At 66.6% G+C, this 15,746-nt stretch carries 14 protein-coding genes; 8 read left to right on the top strand and 6 right to left on the bottom strand.

The window, feature by feature from the left end; genetic code table 11:
* Window positions 1-37: 37 nt before the first annotated feature.
* On the bottom strand, window positions 38-2,782 hold the full coding sequence (acnA, locus tag L2Y94_RS15070; protein ID WP_247368149.1) for an aconitate hydratase AcnA: 2,745 nt from the start codon (window positions 2,780-2,782) through the stop codon (window positions 38-40).
* 213 nt (window positions 2,783-2,995) lie between these two features.
* Here acnA and L2Y94_RS15065 point away from each other — a divergent pair, with 213 nt between their 5' ends.
* The gene (locus L2Y94_RS15065) at window positions 2,996-3,937 is read left to right on the top strand and encodes a LysR family transcriptional regulator (RefSeq protein ID WP_247368132.1); all 942 of its coding nucleotides are present in this window, start codon (window positions 2,996-2,998) and stop codon (window positions 3,935-3,937) included.
* 89 nt (window positions 3,938-4,026) lie between these two features.
* Here the strand turns inward: L2Y94_RS15065 and hflD are convergent, their stop codons facing one another.
* From hflD to L2Y94_RS15050, 3 genes are all read right to left on the bottom strand, one after another.
* Window positions 4,027-4,653, bottom strand: coding sequence for a high frequency lysogenization protein HflD (gene hflD, locus L2Y94_RS15060; protein ID WP_247368116.1), 627 nt, complete (start codon window positions 4,651-4,653; stop codon window positions 4,027-4,029).
* A gap of 123 nt (window positions 4,654-4,776) precedes the next feature.
* Window positions 4,777-5,868, bottom strand: coding sequence for a tRNA 2-thiouridine(34) synthase MnmA (gene mnmA / locus L2Y94_RS15055; RefSeq protein WP_247368114.1), 1,092 nt, complete (start codon window positions 5,866-5,868; stop codon window positions 4,777-4,779).
* Window positions 5,865-6,353, bottom strand: a complete 489-nt coding sequence (locus L2Y94_RS15050) for an NUDIX hydrolase (protein ID WP_247368111.1) — start codon at window positions 6,351-6,353, stop codon at window positions 5,865-5,867. The genes mnmA and L2Y94_RS15050 overlap by 4 nt, the downstream gene beginning before the upstream one ends.
* Before the next feature lie 124 nt (window positions 6,354-6,477).
* On the opposite strand from L2Y94_RS15050, the gene clpS reads away from it, so the two are divergent.
* A complete protein-coding gene (gene clpS / locus L2Y94_RS15045) occupies window positions 6,478-6,810 on the top strand; it encodes an ATP-dependent Clp protease adapter ClpS (RefSeq protein WP_144909987.1) in 333 nt (110 codons plus the stop codon).
* Window positions 6,811-6,887: 77 nt separating this feature from the next.
* Window positions 6,888-9,155, top strand: coding sequence for an ATP-dependent Clp protease ATP-binding subunit ClpA (clpA, locus tag L2Y94_RS15040; RefSeq protein WP_247368110.1), 2,268 nt, complete (start codon window positions 6,888-6,890; stop codon window positions 9,153-9,155).
* Between the two features lie 111 nt (window positions 9,156-9,266).
* On the opposite strand, the gene infA is transcribed toward clpA, so the two are convergent.
* On the bottom strand, window positions 9,267-9,485 hold the full coding sequence (gene infA / locus L2Y94_RS15035; protein ID WP_019466733.1) for a translation initiation factor IF-1: 219 nt from the start codon (window positions 9,483-9,485) through the stop codon (window positions 9,267-9,269).
* 97 nt (window positions 9,486-9,582) lie between these two features.
* Entirely contained in the window at window positions 9,583-9,858 is a 276-nt protein-coding gene (locus L2Y94_RS15030; protein WP_247368107.1) for a polyhydroxyalkanoic acid system family protein, read from the bottom strand.
* A 128-nt stretch (window positions 9,859-9,986) separates the two neighbouring features.
* On the opposite strand from L2Y94_RS15030, the gene L2Y94_RS15025 reads away from it, so the two are divergent.
* From L2Y94_RS15025 to aroA, 5 genes are all read left to right on the top strand, one after another.
* Window positions 9,987-10,760, top strand: a complete 774-nt coding sequence (locus L2Y94_RS15025) for an FHA domain-containing protein (RefSeq protein ID WP_247368104.1) — start codon at window positions 9,987-9,989, stop codon at window positions 10,758-10,760.
* A gap of 278 nt (window positions 10,761-11,038) precedes the next feature.
* Window positions 11,039-12,124, top strand: coding sequence for a 3-phosphoserine/phosphohydroxythreonine transaminase (serC, locus tag L2Y94_RS15020; protein ID WP_247368101.1), 1,086 nt, complete (start codon window positions 11,039-11,041; stop codon window positions 12,122-12,124).
* An 83-nt stretch (window positions 12,125-12,207) separates the two neighbouring features.
* On the top strand, window positions 12,208-13,308 hold the full coding sequence (gene pheA, locus L2Y94_RS15015) for a prephenate dehydratase (RefSeq protein ID WP_247368099.1): 1,101 nt from the start codon (window positions 12,208-12,210) through the stop codon (window positions 13,306-13,308).
* Entirely contained in the window at window positions 13,305-14,417 is a 1,113-nt protein-coding gene (gene hisC / locus L2Y94_RS15010; protein WP_247368082.1) for a histidinol-phosphate transaminase, read from the top strand. The genes pheA and hisC overlap by 4 nt, the downstream gene beginning before the upstream one ends.
* Entirely contained in the window at window positions 14,414-15,730 is a 1,317-nt protein-coding gene (gene aroA, locus L2Y94_RS15005) for a 3-phosphoshikimate 1-carboxyvinyltransferase (RefSeq protein WP_247368080.1), read from the top strand. Before hisC ends, aroA begins: the two co-directional genes overlap by 4 nt.
* Window positions 15,731-15,746: the final 16 nt, after the last annotated feature.

Here is a 15,746-nt window from a genome sequence, read left to right as displayed (position 1 = left end):
ATGAAAAAAGCCCCGGAATCCCGGGGCTTTTTTCGTCTTACGCCGCCTTCGCCAGCGAGCGAAGCACGTATTGCAGGATACCGCCGTGGCGGAAGAACTCGCGCTCCTTCGGCGTCAGCAGCAGCACCTTCACGGTGAACTCCTTGACCGAACCGTCCGGACGCGTGGCCTTGACCGTGGCCGTCTTCGACTCGCCGCCGTGGAGGCCGGTGACGTCGAAGGTCTCGTCGCCCTTCAGGCCGAGCGTCTGCGCGTTTTCGCCGTCCTGGAACTGGCAGGGCAGCACGCCCATGCCGACCAGGTTCGAACGGTGGATGCGCTCGAAGCTCTCCGCGATCACGGCCTTCACGCCGAGCAGCAGGGTGCCCTTGGCGGCCCAGTCACGCGACGAGCCCGTGCCGTATTCCTTGCCGGCGAGGACGACCAGCGGCGTGCCGTCGGCCTTGTACTTCATGGCCGCGTCGTAGATGGCCATCTGCTCGCCGGTGGGGATGTACTTGGTGTAGCCGCCTTCGACGCCGTCGAGCATCAGGTTCTTGATGCGGATGTTGGCGAAGGTGCCGCGCACCATCACGTCGTCGTTGCCGCGACGCGAGCCGTAGGAGTTGAAGTCCTTCGGTTCCACGCCCTTGGAGATCAGGAAGCGGCCCGCCGGGCTGTCCTTCTTGATCGAACCGGCCGGCGAGATGTGGTCGGTGGTGATCGAGTCGCCGAAGATGCCCATGGCGCGCGCGCCGTGGATGTCTTCGATGGTGCCGGCTTCGGCGGCCATGCCGTCGAAGTAGGGCGGGTTCTTGATGTAGGTGGAATCGTCCCAGGCGTAGGTCTGGCCGTCCGGCGAGGCGATCTGGTTCCAGCGGCTGTCGCCCTTGAAGACGTCGGCGTAGCTGTCCTTGAACATCTGCGGGCTGATGGCGCCGGCGATGAGGTCGGAGATTTCCTGGTTGCTCGGCCAGATGTCCTTCAGGTACACCGGCTGGCCGTCGCTACCCGTGCCGATGGCGTCCTTCGTGAGGTCGATGTTCAGCGTGCCGGCGAGGGCGTACGCGACCACCAGCGGCGGCGAGGCCAGGTAGTTCATCTTCACTTCGGGATGCACGCGGCCTTCGAAGTTGCGGTTGCCCGAAAGCACCGAAGCCACGGCGAGGTCGCCCTCGGCGATGCCCTTGCTGATCTCGGCCGGCAGGGGACCCGAGTTGCCGATGCAGGTGGTGCAGCCGTAGCCGACCACGAAGAAGTTCACTTTCTCCAGTTCGGCGAGCAGGCCGGTCTTCTTCAGGTACTCGGTGACCACGAGCGAACCCGGGCCGAGCGAGGGCTTCACCCACGGCTTGGAGGTGAGGCCGCGAGCGGCGGCCTTCTTCGCCACCAGGCCGGCGGCGAGCATCACGGCCGGGTTCGAGGTGTTGGTGCAGGAGGTGATCGCGGCGATCACGACCGAGCCGTCGTTGATGCGGAACGACGCGCCGTCCTTCTCCACCAGCACGCCGTCGTCGTTGATGCGGTTGGCTTCGTTGCCGTTGGCGGTACCGCCGCCTTCGTTCTCGAGGCGGGCGATGTCGCCGTTACGCGGCTTGCGATTGGCGGTGAGCGGGCCGACGGCGTCGAGGAAGCTCTGCTGCACGCCTTCGAGCAGCACGCGGTCCTGCGGACGCTTCGGACCGGCGAGCGAGGGCTTGACGTCGCCCATGTCGAGTTCGAGCACGGTGGTGAATTCCGGCTCCGGCGAGTTCGCGTCGTGCCACAGGCCCTGGGCCTTGGCGTAGGTTTCCACCAGCTTGATCTGGGCGTCGTCGCGGCCGGACAGGTGCAGGTAGTTCAGGGCTTCCTGGTCGATCGGGAAGATGCCGCAGGTGGCGCCGTATTCCGGGGCCATGTTGGCGATGGTGGCGCGATCGGCCAGCGGCAGGTTCTGCAGGCCGTTGCCGAAGAATTCGACGAACTTGCCCACGACGCCGAGCTTGCGCAGCATCTGGGTGACGGTGAGCACGAGGTCGGTGGCGGTGACGCCTTCGGACAGCTTGCCGGTGAGGCGGAAGCCGACGACCTGCGGGATCAGCATCGACGACGGCTGGCCGAGCATGGCGGCTTCGGCTTCGATGCCGCCCACGCCCCAGCCCAGCACGCCGATGCCGTTGATCATCGTGGTGTGCGAATCGGTGCCGAACACGCTGTCGGGGTAGGCGAACGATTCGCCGTTCACGTCGCTGGTGAACACGACGCGGGCGAGGTTTTCCAGGTTGACCTGGTGGACGATGCCCGTGCGCGGCGGCACCACGGCGAAGTTGTTGAAGGCCTTCTGGCCCCAGCGCAGGAAGGAGTAGCGCTCTTGGTTACGCTCGAACTCGATCTCGACGTTCTTCTCCAGGGCCGACTCGGCACCGAAGGCGTCGACCTGCACGGAGTGGTCGATGACCAGCTCGGCGGGAACCAGCGGGTTGATGCGCTTGGCGTCGCCGCCGAGCTTCACCACGGCATCGCGCATGGCGGCCAGGTCGACCACGCAGGGTACGCCGGTGAAGTCCTGGAGGACCACGCGGGCGGGCATGAAGGAGATTTCGGTATCCGGCTCGGCCTTGGCGTCCCACTTGGCCACGGCCTCGATTTCCTTCGCGGTGACGTTCACGCCGTCTTCCTGGCGGAGGAGGTTCTCCAGCAGGATCTTCATGGAGTAGGGCAGGCGCTTGATGTCGAACTTGTCGCCGAACTTGGCCAGGCTGGCGATGGTGTGGCGCTTGCCGTTGACGTCGATACTGTCTCGGACCGAGAACGAGTCTTTCATGCTGTACTCCTGGCGTGGCGTTCTTTAGCTGGGGAGGCCTGACGGGCCCGGGAGGACCGTCAAAGCGGGGATTATCGCGCAGTCTGCGACCGGTATGCGACCGCCATGAGACCGGAGGACGGCTACAATGCCCGTTCCAGGGCGCACGCCGCGCGAAAATCGGCGGCAAGAGGATGAGGGCGGCGGCGAATGGGCGCAAACGCATTTGATGGCATGCAGCGTTCGATGATTTCGATGGCCCTGTCCTCGGTGTCGCTGCGCGACCTCGCCCTGGTCCAGGCCGTCGCCCGCGAGGGCAGCTTCAATAGCGCCGCCCGGGCCATGTACATCAGCCCCTCCGGCCTCTCCCACCAGGTGCAGAAAGTGGAGCAGGCGCTGGGCGTCCCGCTGTTCGAGCGCGGCGGCCGTCGCGTGGTGGCCACGGCCAGCGGCCAGCGCCTGCTCGGATATATCGATGCCGTGCTCGCCGCCGCCGAACACCTGGAGCAGGCGGCACGGGTGGGCGACGTCGCCTTCGGCGGCGAGTTGCGCCTTGGGGTGCCCTCCACGCTGGGGCCCTACCTGCTGCCGCACGTGATCGAGCCGTTTCCCCAGCGTTTCCCCGGCACGCGCCTGACGATTTCCGAGGGCAAGCCGCGCGGCCTGCTGCGGCGCCTGGGAGAGGGCGAACTCGACGCCGTGCTGGCACCGCCGAGCGCCGCCTCGACGGGACTGGACTCGGTCGCCCTGTTCTTCGAGCCCTATGAGCTCCTGTTGCAGAAGGGCCATCCGCTCGCGGCACGGCCGTCGATCGCCCTTGCCGAACTGGATGCCGCCGATGCCACGCTGATGGCGGAGAGCCATGGCAGCGGAGTGTCCGACCTGGGCATGACGGGCATGGCGCGGCCCGAGCGCATCCAGGACCTGAGCATCGAGAGCCTCGCCACCCTGGTGGCCCTGCGCGGCGGCTATTCGCTCGTGCCGATCCTCGCCCATGAGCGATTGGGGTCGATTCCCAACGTGGTGCTGGCGGCGGTGGAAGGCGCGCGGCCGGGGCGACATATCGCCTTGTACTGGCGTAGTGCCACCCCGTGGCGGGAGGATCTGCTGGGATTTGCCGATCTGTTGCGGACGCTGGCGGGGACGATTCCCGGACTGGACGCCGCGGCGACCTGATTCGCCGATACGATCGGCTCCCACCCCTTCGGTAGAGAACTTCCTACCAACGGGGTGGGAGCCGATCGTATCGGCGAATCAATCTCGCCTCAGAGCCCGTTATCGAGCGTCGACCCGGTCAGCAACCCCCGGGCCAACATCGCACACTGCTTGCGATAGAAAAGAATCTGCCACTGCCGCCCGCCGACCTGGCGCCATAGCACCGCCGAGCGCACCGCGGCCAGCAACGCGGCGCGCACGCGGTCGACGTTGGCCTTCTGCTGGAGATGGGTCGGATTGCCGGTGACCATCACGCGCGGCTTGAGCGTGGACAACGTGCCGGCATACAGCTCGGCAAGGCGGGCGGAGACGTTGGGATGGTCGAGCCCGAAATGTTCCACCTGCCGCTGCGCCGAGACGATGCCTTCCTGAAGGCGGTCGAGCAGCGCACGGTTGCGCGACAGCGAACGCTCCAGGCGCAGCACCGTCACGGCCATGCGCATCACCGCGATGTCGCGGGTGCTGTCCTCGAACTGCGCCACGAGCGTGCGCAGGCCACGGCGCACGCCGCTCACGCCGCCATACACCGCGGCCACCGAGTCGGCGTCGATGCGAAACACGCTGGCGAGGCTGGCCTCGTAGGCCACGTCGTCGCAACGGCCTTCGGTGGCCAGTTGCTGGGCCAGGGCTGCGCCCTGGAAGACGCCGGCAAGGGCGAGCACGCGTTCTTCGTTCATTCGTCAGGCTCGGGAATACGTCGGGATAAAGGCAGATCGTGGGAGCCGGCCAGGCCGGCGGTAAGGGCCGCGGTGACCTTGCATCGCCGGCGACGTCGGCTCCCACGCGAGGTCCCGGAACGGTCACAGGCCGCCATACGGCGCATCCGTGGCGGCAATCACGGCACCCCCGAGGCACGCCTCGCCGTCGTAGAGCACCACCGACTGACCCGGGGTGACGGCGCGCTGCGGCTCATCGAAGACCACGCGCAAGGCGTTTTCGCGCACTTCCACCGTGCAGGCCTGGTCTTCCTGCCGGTAACGCGTCTTCGCCGTGCAGCGGAACGACAGGGCGGGTGGCTCACCCGACACCCAGGTCGCGTCGGTGGCTTCCAGGCGATGCGACTGCAGCCATGCGTTTTCGCCGCCCTGGGCGACGATCAGCGTGTTGGCGGCGACGTCCTTGCCCACCACGTACCAGGGGTCGTTCGACGCTCCCGCGCGACCGCCGATGCCCAGGCCGTTGCGCTGGCCCAGCGTGTAATACATGACGCCCTGGTGTTCGCCGATGACCCGGCCCTCCGGATCGACCATCGCGCCGGGTTTCGCCGGCAGGTATTGCGACAGGAACGCCCGGAAGTCGCGTTCGCCGATGAAGCAGATGCCGGTGGAGTCCTTCTTGGCGTGCGTGGCGAGGTTCGCCTCGCGGGCCATCGCACGTACTTGCGATTTCTGGATCTCGCCGACGGGAAACAGGGTGGCGGCGAGCTGGTGCTGGCCCAGGGCGTGGAGGAAATAGCTCTGGTCCTTGCTCGCGTCCACGGCGCGGAGCAGGCGATACCGCCCGTCGCGCAGGTCCACCCTTGCGTAATGGCCCGTGGCGATCTTCTCCGCGCCCAGGGCCTGGGCGTGCTCGAGGAAGGTCTTGAACTTGATTTCGCGATTGCAGAGCACGTCGGGGTTCGGCGTGCGGCCGGCCGCGTATTCGGCCAGGAAGTACGCGAACACGCCGTCCCAGTACTCGCCCGCGAAGTTGCGCGCATGGAAGGGGATGCCAAGGCGGCCGCAGACGGCCACGGCGTCTTTCCTGTCGTCGTCGGTGGTGCACGGGCCGGAGCGGTCGTCTTCTTCCCAGTTCTGCATGAACATGCCTTCCACCTCGTGGCCGGCCTGCTGGAGCAGCAAGGCCGCCACGGAGGAGTCCACGCCGCCGGAGACGCCGAGGATCACCTTCACGGGCGCGCTCCCGGCAACAGGCTGGCGACCGTATCCAGCGGCAGGCGACGGCCGTCGAGCCAGGCATCGATGGTGTCGAGGATCAGCGGGCTGCGCAGGCGGGGCCCGAGGGACCGGATCTCGTCGCGGCGCAACCAGAGGGCCCGGCGGATGCCGGTATCGAGCGCACGCGCCGGATCGTGGGAGATGGCGCGTCCGCTGAAGGCGAAGCGCAGCACCTGCTCCCCGTGCTCGGGGCTCATCCATTGCCAGGTGCCGAGGAAGGCATCCAGCGCGATGGTATGGCCGGTCTCCTCCAGCGCTTCGCGCACGGCCGCCGCCTGCAGCGTCTCGCCGGGATCGAGGTGTCCGGCGGGCTGGTTATAGGCAAGCTCGCCGAAGACCTCTTCCTCCACCATGAGGAAGCGGTCGCCGCGCGCGACGACGCAGGCCACCGTCACGCGGGGGCACCAAACGTTTTCGGCCTGGGGGGCTGGGGAGGGCATCGGTCGAATGGGGGGATGAGCTCTGGAAAACGGCCTATTGTGCCATTACCTGTGGGTATCAACCCCGAAACCGGTCCGGTGGCGGGTGTATATAATCGAATCGCGTACCTAAGGTTCTTCTTAAATGTCCCAGGAACACGAACACGATCGGGAAAGCGACCGCGGGCATGGGCTCGCGCTGGAGACCACCCGCCCGGAGACGGCGAAGCCTCCGCTCTTCCAGGTCGTTTTGCTGAACGACGACTTCACCCCCATGGATTTCGTGATCGAGGTGTTGCGCAGCTTCTTCGGCATGGACCAGGAGAAGGCGGTCCAGGTGATGCTCCACGTCCACACCCGCGGAAAAGGCGTGTGCGGCGTGTTCACCCGGGAGGTGGCAGAAACCAAGGTGACACAGGTCAACGAGTACTCACGCTCTCATCAACACCCGCTGTTGTGCACTATGGAAAAGATGTAACCAGTCCCCCATCTGGGATACATGCGGCACTCACAAGGGCTTGACCCCGCCGCCCACAGCTATCGGAGACGGTCCGTATGTTCAGCAAGGATCTCGAAGTCACCATCGGGCACTGCTATAAGCAGGCCCGCGAGCAGCGCCACGAATTCATGACCGTGGAGCACCTTCTGCTCGCGCTTACCGAAAACACCTCCGCCCTGGCCGCCCTGCGTGCCTGCGGCGTCGACCTTCCGCGCCTGGCCGCGGACCTGCAACGGATCATCGCCGAGACCGTCCCCGTCCTTCCCGCCGGTGACGAACGCGACACGCAGCCCACGCTGGGTTTCCAGCGCGTGCTCCAGCGCGCGGTCTACCACGTGCAGTCGTCGGGCCGTAAGGAAGTCACCGGCGCCAACGTGCTGGTGGCCATTTTCGGCGAGAAGGACTCCCACGCCGTGTACTTCCTGCACCAGCAGGAAATCACCCGCCTGGACGTGGTCAACTACATCTCGCACGGCATCGCCAAGATCAGCGACGAGTCGTCCTCGGCCGCGCCGAGCAACGACCGCGACGGCGAGGAAGGTGGCGAGGGCAAGGGCAATCCGCTCAGCGAATATGCCTCCAACCTCAACGAGCTGGCCATCCAGGGCAAGATCGACCCCCTGATCGGCCGTCACGACGAGGTGGAGCGCACCATCCAGGTGCTCTGCCGCCGCCGCAAGAACAACCCGCTCTACGTGGGCGAGGCCGGCGTGGGCAAGACGGCCCTGGCCGAAGGCCTGGCCAAGCGCATCGTCGAAGGGCAGGTGCCCGAGGTGCTCGAAGACTGCACCATCTGGTCGCTTGACCTCGGCGCGCTCGTGGCGGGCACCAAGTACCGCGGCGACTTCGAGAAGCGCCTGAAGGCGGTCATCGGCCAGCTCAAGAAGCAGCCGAACGCCATCCTGTTCATCGACGAGATCCACACCATCATCGGTGCGGGCTCGGCCTCGGGCGGCACCATGGACGCCTCGAACCTGATCAAGCCCATGCTGGCCTCCGGCGAGCTGCGCTGCATCGGTTCGACCACGTTCCAGGAGTTCCGCGGCGTATTCGAGAAAGATCGCGCCCTGGCCCGCCGTTTCCAGAAGATCGACGTGGTCGAGCCCACCGTGGCCGACTCCATCGAGATCCTGCGTGGCCTGAAAACCCGTTTCGAGGAGCATCACTCGGTGGAATACACCGGCGAAGCCCTGCGCGCGGCGGTGGACCTCTCGGTCAAGCACATCCCCGACCGCCTGTTGCCGGACAAGGCCATCGACGTCATCGACGAGGCCGGTGCCCGCCAGCGCCTGCTGCCGGAAGACGAGCGCACGGGCAAGGTCGACGTCGCCGAGATCGAGTTCATCGTGGCGAAGATGGCGCGCATTCCGCCCAAGCAGGTATCGGCCTCGGATCGTGACGTGCTTCGCAATCTCGAGCGCAACCTGAAGATGGTGGTGTTCGGCCAGGACGGTGCGATCGAGGCACTGGCTTCGTCGATCAAGATGGCGCGTTCGGGCCTGGGCGATCCGTCCAAGCCGATCGGCAGCTTCCTGCTCGCCGGCCCCACGGGCGTCGGCAAGACGGAGGTCACCCGTCAGCTCGCGATGCAGCTGGGCATCGAGATGGTGCGCTTCGACATGTCCGAGTACATGGAAGCCCACTCCGTCTCGCGCCTGGTCGGCGCCCCTCCGGGCTACGTCGGTTTCGACCAGGGTGGCCTGCTCACCGAGCAGATCACCAAGCATCCGCACTGCGTGCTGCTGCTCGACGAGATCGAGAAGGCCCATCCGGACGTCTACAACATCCTGCTGCAGGTGATGGACCGCGGCGTGCTCACGGACACCAACGGTCGTGAGGCGAACTTCAAGAACGTCATCATCGTGATGACGACGAACGCCGGCGCCCAGCTGGCTTCGCGCCGCGGCATCGGCTTCGTGAAGCAGAACCACGCCCCGGACGCCATGGAAACCATCCGCCGCCTGTTCACGCCGGAGTTCCGCAACCGCCTGGACGCCATCATCCAGTTCAACTCGCTGGACTTCGACCACATCCTGCGCGTGGTGGACAAGTTCCTCATCGAGCTGGAAAGCCAGCTGGCCGAGAAGAAGGTCAGCGTGGACGTGAGCCCGGAGGCCCGCCGCTGGCTGGCCGAGCACGGCTTCGATCCGCAGATGGGTGCCCGTCCGATGGCCCGCGTGATCCAGGACAAGGTCAAGCGGGCGCTCGCCGACGAGCTGCTCTTCGGCAAGCTGGCCGAAGGCGGCAAGGTCACCTTGTCGGTGGAAGGCGACGATCTGCACGTGGAGACCGAGTCGGCGGAGCCGGCCACGGCCACGGCGTAAACCGGGAACGATCGGGGCCGGCGTGCCGGCTCCGATCGCGGGAAAGACGGCAACAAAAAAGCCGCGGCATGCCGCGGCTTTCTTTTTTCATGAAGCGGCGCCGAAGCGCGCTTACTTCATACGGTAGGTGATCCGGCCCTTGGTCAGGTCGTAGGGGGTCATTTCGACCTTCACCTTGTCGCCTGTGAGGATGCGGATGTAATGCTTGCGCATGCGACCGGAGATATGGGCGGTAATGACGTGCCCGTTCTCGAGCTGCACGCGGAACATGGTATTGGGCAGGGTTTCCTGAACCGTGCCTTCCATTTCGATGACGTCGTCTTTTGCCATGTGTTCCGGGTCGGATGGGTGGCCGGCGTGGCCGCATAAGTCCCGTATTATGGCATATCCCGGCTACCCGGGGCCACCCGTCCGGGGCGAAAGGGGTTCAGGCGAAGTGTTCGTCCAGCTTCTTCCGGATCTCGCCCTCGATCATGCCCTTCATGGCCGACAGCAGCATGCCCAGTTCGGCGGTCACGTGCACGTCGCTGTCGGACACCGCGATGGCGCCTTTCACGCCCGACCCCGAGAACGCATAGGCATCGCCTTCCCAACCGCCCTTCGTGCCGAACTTCTCGCCCATGCGGGCGGCCACCTTCTCGACCACCGCACGGGCCTCGGGGAGGGTCTTGCCATGAGGACGGCGGATGTCGATCTTGGCCATGAGGTATTCCGGCGAATGAATGAATCGGGCAGTTTAGCAGCCACGTTGGGCGACGATCACGACACCTTTACGTTTCAATCAGATACTGCAACCTGCTAAAGTCATGTCGTCAACGTCCCGGTTTCCCCATGCGTATCGAATTCGTCAGCTCGGCTCGAGGTGATTTCCACTGGTCACGCCCCGTGCTCACGATCGGCCGTTCCGACGAAAACGACCTCGTGGTACCCGAGGGGCAGGTCGCGCCGCGTCACGTGCGTATCCATCACGACCGCCGTGGCTTGGTACTCGAGGTGATGCCCGACGCCGGGAGGGTCTACGTCAACGCGCGTCCGGTGCGCGAATGGGCGCTGCTGCGTCCCGGCGACAGCCTCGCCCTGGGCGAGTGCCGGATGCTCATCCGTGACGATACCGACGTCGATGCCCGCGAATCCGTCCCCCCGAACGAGGCTCGCTGCACGGCCGCCCTGCGCCCTGTGGCGGGACCGTTGTCGGGTCGTGTCGTGCCGATCGGCGACCGCCTCGAGCTGGGTGCCACCCATGGCGCGCTGCCGCTCGAACTGCCCGGTAACGACGCGGCGCTGCTCGGACTGGCCTGGGACGACGACGAACTCGTTCTCGACGCCTCCCGGGTGCCGGCCCGCCACGCCGCGCGCGTGAACGGCGTCACCGTGGTGCGTGCCGTACTCCAGCCGGGCGACCAGATCGGCATCGCCCATCATCGTTTCGTGCTCGATGCGCCGGGTTGGGCGGCCGAGCCCGTGTTGGCGCTCCCCCCCTCCGACGTGCCGCTCGAAGCCGCCAACGACGAGTCCGGCGGCGCGCGCGGCGACGTCTGGTGGCTGATCGTCACGGCCGTCCTGCTCGCCATCGGTATCGCCGCCGTCCTGTTCGTGCGTCTCTAGCACGCTGTTGCCCCAATCGCGGACCTCGCCCGAGAACGGCTGTCCTTGACCGGATCGTCCTCGCCCGGCGACGGCAAACTTTTCTACCGAAGGGTGGGAGCGGACCCTGTCCGCGAGCCCTCGGGATGGCTATCGCGAATGAAGCCACGCATCGGCCGAGCAGGCGGTACAGCCTCCCCCCGATCGTCGCCACGCCTGAGGGTTCGCGGACAGGGTCCGCTCCCACCTACCGAGGCCGCGCGCATAATGGCGGCTTCCTCCCCATGAAGGTGTCGAGCGTGACGAGAGCCTGGAACTTCAGCGCAGGACCGGCCGCCTTGCCGGAAGCGGTGCTACGCCGCGCGCAGCAGGACATGCTGGACTGGAACGGCTCCGGTGCCTCGGTGATGGAACTGTCCCATCGCGGCAAGCGTTTCATGGCGCTGGCCGCCGAAGCCGAGGCCAGCCTGCGTCGCCTGTTGAGCGTGCCCGAGGGATACAAGGTGCTGTTCCTGCAGGGCGGTGCCACGCAGCACTTCGCGCAGATCCCGATGAACCTGGCCGGGCCCGGCGACCATGCCGACTACATCGTCACCGGCCACTGGGGCGAGAAGGCCGTGCGTGAAGCGTCGCCGTACATCGATGCGCGGATCGCGGCCACCTCCGTGGCCGACGATTACCTCAAACTGCCGCCGCGAGACACGTGGAAGCTCTCGCCCGGCGCCGCCTACGTGCATTACACGCCGAACGAAACCATCCACGGCGTCGAGTTCCGCGACATTCCCGACGTGGGCGACGTGCCCCTGGTGGCCGACCTGTCGTCGAGCATCCTCAGCGAACCGCTCGACGTCTCGCGCTTCGGCCTCATCTACGCCGGCGCGCAGAAGAACATCGGCCCCTCTGGCCTCGTGGTGATGATCGTTCGCGACGACCTGCTCGCGCGGGCCGGCCGTCCCATGGCGAAGATCTTCCGCTACGCCGAGCATGCCGCGAACGATTCCATGCTCAACACGCCCAACACGTGGGGCTGGTATCTCGCCGGGCTCACCTTCGCATGGCTGGAAGCGCAGGGCGGCCTCGTCGCGATGGGCGAAACCAATGCGCGCAAGGCGACGGTTTTGTATGAAACCATCGATGGCTCCAACGGTTTCTACCGAAGCCCCGTCGAGGTGTCGGCGCGGTCGCGGATGAACGTGCCTTTCACCCTGCACGATGCCGCGCTCGATGCGGTTTTCCTGGCCGAATCCGAAGCCGCGGGCTTTCTCGCGCTCAAGGGCCACAAGGCCGTCGGCGGCATGCGCGCGTCGCTGTACAACGCGGTGTCGCTGGATGCGGTCAACGAACTCGTGAAATTTATGCGGGACTTTGCGGCGCGGCACGGTTAAAGTCGAAAGATCGCCGCAATGCAGCATCGCGAGCGAGGATATCCCTTTCAATTGCAACCATTTAGCCGCCGCCCACATATCCCATGAGCAAGTCTCCCACCGATAAACAAGCCACGCTGACCGAGGCGCGCCAGCGCATCGACAGCATCGACCAGCAACTGCAATCGCTCATCAGCGAGCGCGCCCGTTGGGCGCAACAGGTCGGGCGGGCCAAGGGCCCGTTGAAGGCGGCGGTGGAGTATTACCGACCCGAACGCGAGGCGCAGGTGCTGCGCGGCGTGATCGACCGCAACGACGGTCCGCTGCCCAACGCGGAACTGGTCCGGTTGTTCCGCGAGATCATGTCGTCGTGCCTGTCGCAGCAGCAGCCGCTGAAGATCGGCTTCCTCGGTCCCGAGGGCACCTTCAGCGAACAGGCCGTGCGCAAGCACTTCGGGCATGCCGCCTACGGCTTGCCGCTGGGCAGCATCGAGGAAGTGTTCCAGGAGGTCACCGCGGGCAACGCCGATTTCGGCGTGGTGCCGGTGGAGAACTCGGGGCAGGGCATGATCCAGATGACGCTGGACATGTTCCTGGTGTCCAAGGCCACCATCTGCGGCGAAGTGGAATTGCGCGTGCACCAGAACCTGATCTCGCTCACCGGCGAGCTCAAGGACGTCAAGCGCATCTATTCGCATCCGCAGTCGCTGCAGCAGTGCCAGGCGTGGTTGCGCGTGAACCTGCCCGATGCCGAGCGCGTTCCGGTGTCGAGCAACGCGGAAGCCGCGCGCATGGCGCGCCTCTCGTCCGACTCGGCCGCCATCGCGGGCGAAACCGCCGCGCGCGTCTACGGCCTGAAGATCATCGCCGGTCCCATCGAAGATCGCTCGGACAACACCACGCGCTTCCTCGTCATCGGCCGCTCGATCTTCCCGGCCTCGGGCAACGATCGCACCTCGTTGCTGGTCACGGTGAAAGACAAGCCCGGTGCGTTGTACGACGTGCTCAGCCCGCTTGCGCATCACAACGTGAGCATGAACCGCATCGAGTCGCGCCCCGCGCATACGGGCAAGTGGCAGTATGCGTTCTTCATCGACATCTCCGGCCACGTGGACGACGATGCCGTGCAGGCCGCCTTGAACGAGATGAAGCCCGCTGCCGCCGACGTGCGGGTGCTCGGCTCCTACCCGGTCGCCTTGCCGTGAGCGCCGGGTTCGACGCGGCCGCGCTCGCCAACCGGGCGACGTCGGCACTTCGCGCCTACGACCCCGGTCACGACCTCCCCACGCTGCGCGCGCGCTTCGGCGACGTGCTTTCCGAGCTGGGGTCCAACGAGAATCCGCTCGGTCCGAGCAAGCACGCCCTTCGCGCCGCCACGCGCGTGCTGGACGACGTCTTCCGTTATCCCGACCCGCTCGGCGCGTCGCTCAAGCGCAGGCTTTCCGACGAGTGGGGCGTGCCCGCGTCCGCCATCACGCTGGGCAACGGTTCGCACGAACTCTTGATGCTGCTGGCGCAGTGCTTCGCCGACGCCGAGCATCCCGTGGTGTTTTCACGTTTCAGCTTCGCGGTGTATCCCATTGCGGCGGCGGCCGCGGGCGCTCCCGGCATCGCCGTCCCGGCGCTGCCGTCGGATCATCCCGAGGCACCGCTCGGCCACGATCTCGAAGCCATGGCGAAGGCGGTCACGCCGCGGACGCGGCTGGTCTACCTCGCCAATCCCAACAACCCGACCGGCACCTGGTTCACCGATGCGGCGCTCGAGCGGTTCCTTTCCGAGGTACCGTCGAGCACGCTGGTCGTGGTCGACGAGGCGTACAACGAATACGTCGACGCGCCTGGGCTCAGCACCGCGATGCACCTGCTCGGGCGCTATCCCAACCTGATCGTCACCCGCACGTTCTCCAAGGCGCATGCGCTGGCGGGTTTGCGCGTGGGTTACATGCTGAGCCATCCGTCGGTGGCGATGGTGTGCGAACGTTTGCGTGAGTCGTTCAACGTCAACGGCGTGGCCCTTGCCGCCGCCGAAGCCGCGCTGGGCGACCACGAGCACCGTGCCCGCGTGCGCGAGACCAACAAGCGCGATCGCGAATGGCTGGCGGGGGAGCTCACCGCGCGCGGCATGCGCGTGTTCCCGTCGCAGACCAACTTCCTGCTGGTCGACGTGGGTCGCGATGCCTCGGAACTCGAGTCGCACCTCTATGCCAGCGGCGTGATCGTGCGACCGATGGTCGGGTACGGCCTGTTGACCACCATCCGCATCAGCGTGGGCAGCCGCGCCGAACTGCAACGACTCCTGGAGCGCCTGCCATGACCCGTCTGGACTGGACAAGCCGCGCGGGTGGTCCCCTGCGTGGCGACATCACGGTGCCCGGCGACAAATCCGTGTCGCACCGCGCACTGATGTTCGGTGCGCTGGCGGAAGGCACCTCGCACATCCGCGGCTTCCTCGAAGGCGAGGATACGCGTGCGACCGCCGCCATCCTCGGCAAGCTCGGCGTGCGGTTCGACACGCCCGCACCGGGCGAGCGCATCGTGCACGGCGTGGGCCTGCATGGCCTGCGCGGCAGCGACGAAGCGCTCGACTGCGGCAACGCCGGCACCGGCATGCGCCTGCTGGCGGGCCTGCTCGCGGGCCAGGCGTTCGACAGCACGCTGGTCGGCGACGAGTCGCTTTCGCGTCGCCCCATGCGCCGGGTGACCGATCCGCTGGGTGAGATGGGCGCGCTCATCGACACCCGTGACGGCATGCCGCCGTTGCATATCCATGGCGGACGCCAGCTCAAGGGCATCTCGTACCGGCCGCCGGTGGCCAGCGCGCAGATCAAGTCGGCGTTGCTGCTGGCAGGGTTGTATGCCGAGGGCATCACCGAGGTGATCGAGCCGCATCCCACGCGCGACTACACCGAAAGCATGCTCAAGGCGTTCGGGTACCCCATCGAGTATTCGCCCGGCCGGGCCAAGCTCGAAGGCGGCCATGTGCTGCGCGCGGTCGATGTCGACGTGCCCGCCGATTTCTCGTCGGCGGCGTTCTTCATCGTGGCCGCCTGCATCGTGCCGGGCTCCGAGTTGCGCCTGAAGGCCGTGGGCCTGAATCCGCGACGCACGGGCCTGCTTGCCGCGCTGGAACTCATGGGTGCCGACATCTCGGTCGAGAACGAACGCACCAGCGGTGGGGAAGACATCGCCGACCTCGTGGTCCGCCATCGTCCGTTGCATGGCGTGGCCCTGCCGCTCGACATCGTGCCCGACATGATCGACGAGTTTCCCGCCTTGTTCGTCGCCGCGGCGACGGCCGACGGCATGACCACGATCCGTGGCGCGGCCGAACTTCGCGTGAAGGAATCCGACCGCATCGCCAGCATGGCGAACGGCCTGAAGGCCTGCGGCGTGAAGATCGACGAACTGCCCGATGGCGCGATCATCCAGGGCGGCGCGATCGGCGGCGGCCACATCGACAGCCACGGCGACCACCGCATTGCGATGAGCTTCGCCATCGCGGGCCTCGTCGCTACCGCGCCGATCACCATCGGCGACTGCGCCAACGTGGCCACGTCGTTCCCGGGGTTCATGGAACTGGCGAACGGAGTGGGGTTCAACCTCGCGCCGGCGACTGACGCTTCGTAGGTTCGCCGACACGGTC

It is taken from the genome of Luteibacter aegosomatis (assembly GCF_023078455.1).
In the GTDB taxonomy this organism is placed as follows: domain Bacteria; phylum Pseudomonadota; class Gammaproteobacteria; order Xanthomonadales; family Rhodanobacteraceae; genus Luteibacter; species Luteibacter aegosomatis.
This window is presented reverse-complemented; position numbering and strand designations above follow the sequence as displayed.

Coding starts and splice junctions, on each gene's coding strand:
- aroA (WP_247368080.1), top strand. CDS start 14,414: ATGACCCGTCTGGACTGGACAAGCCGCGCGGGTGGTCCCCTGCGTGGC.
- L2Y94_RS15050 (WP_247368111.1), bottom strand. CDS start 6,353: ATGCCCTCCCCAGCCCCCCAGGCCGAAAACGTTTGGTGCCCCCGCGTG.
- clpS (WP_144909987.1), top strand. CDS start 6,478: ATGTCCCAGGAACACGAACACGATCGGGAAAGCGACCGCGGGCATGGG.
- L2Y94_RS15025 (WP_247368104.1), top strand. CDS start 9,987: ATGCGTATCGAATTCGTCAGCTCGGCTCGAGGTGATTTCCACTGGTCA.
- clpA (WP_247368110.1), top strand. CDS start 6,888: ATGTTCAGCAAGGATCTCGAAGTCACCATCGGGCACTGCTATAAGCAG.
- acnA (WP_247368149.1), bottom strand. CDS start 2,782: ATGAAAGACTCGTTCTCGGTCCGAGACAGTATCGACGTCAACGGCAAG.
- hflD (WP_247368116.1), bottom strand. CDS start 4,653: ATGAACGAAGAACGCGTGCTCGCCCTTGCCGGCGTCTTCCAGGGCGCA.
- L2Y94_RS15065 (WP_247368132.1), top strand. CDS start 2,996: ATGCAGCGTTCGATGATTTCGATGGCCCTGTCCTCGGTGTCGCTGCGC.
- pheA (WP_247368099.1), top strand. CDS start 12,208: ATGAGCAAGTCTCCCACCGATAAACAAGCCACGCTGACCGAGGCGCGC.
- L2Y94_RS15030 (WP_247368107.1), bottom strand. CDS start 9,858: ATGGCCAAGATCGACATCCGCCGTCCTCATGGCAAGACCCTCCCCGAG.
- infA (WP_019466733.1), bottom strand. CDS start 9,485: ATGGCAAAAGACGACGTCATCGAAATGGAAGGCACGGTTCAGGAAACC.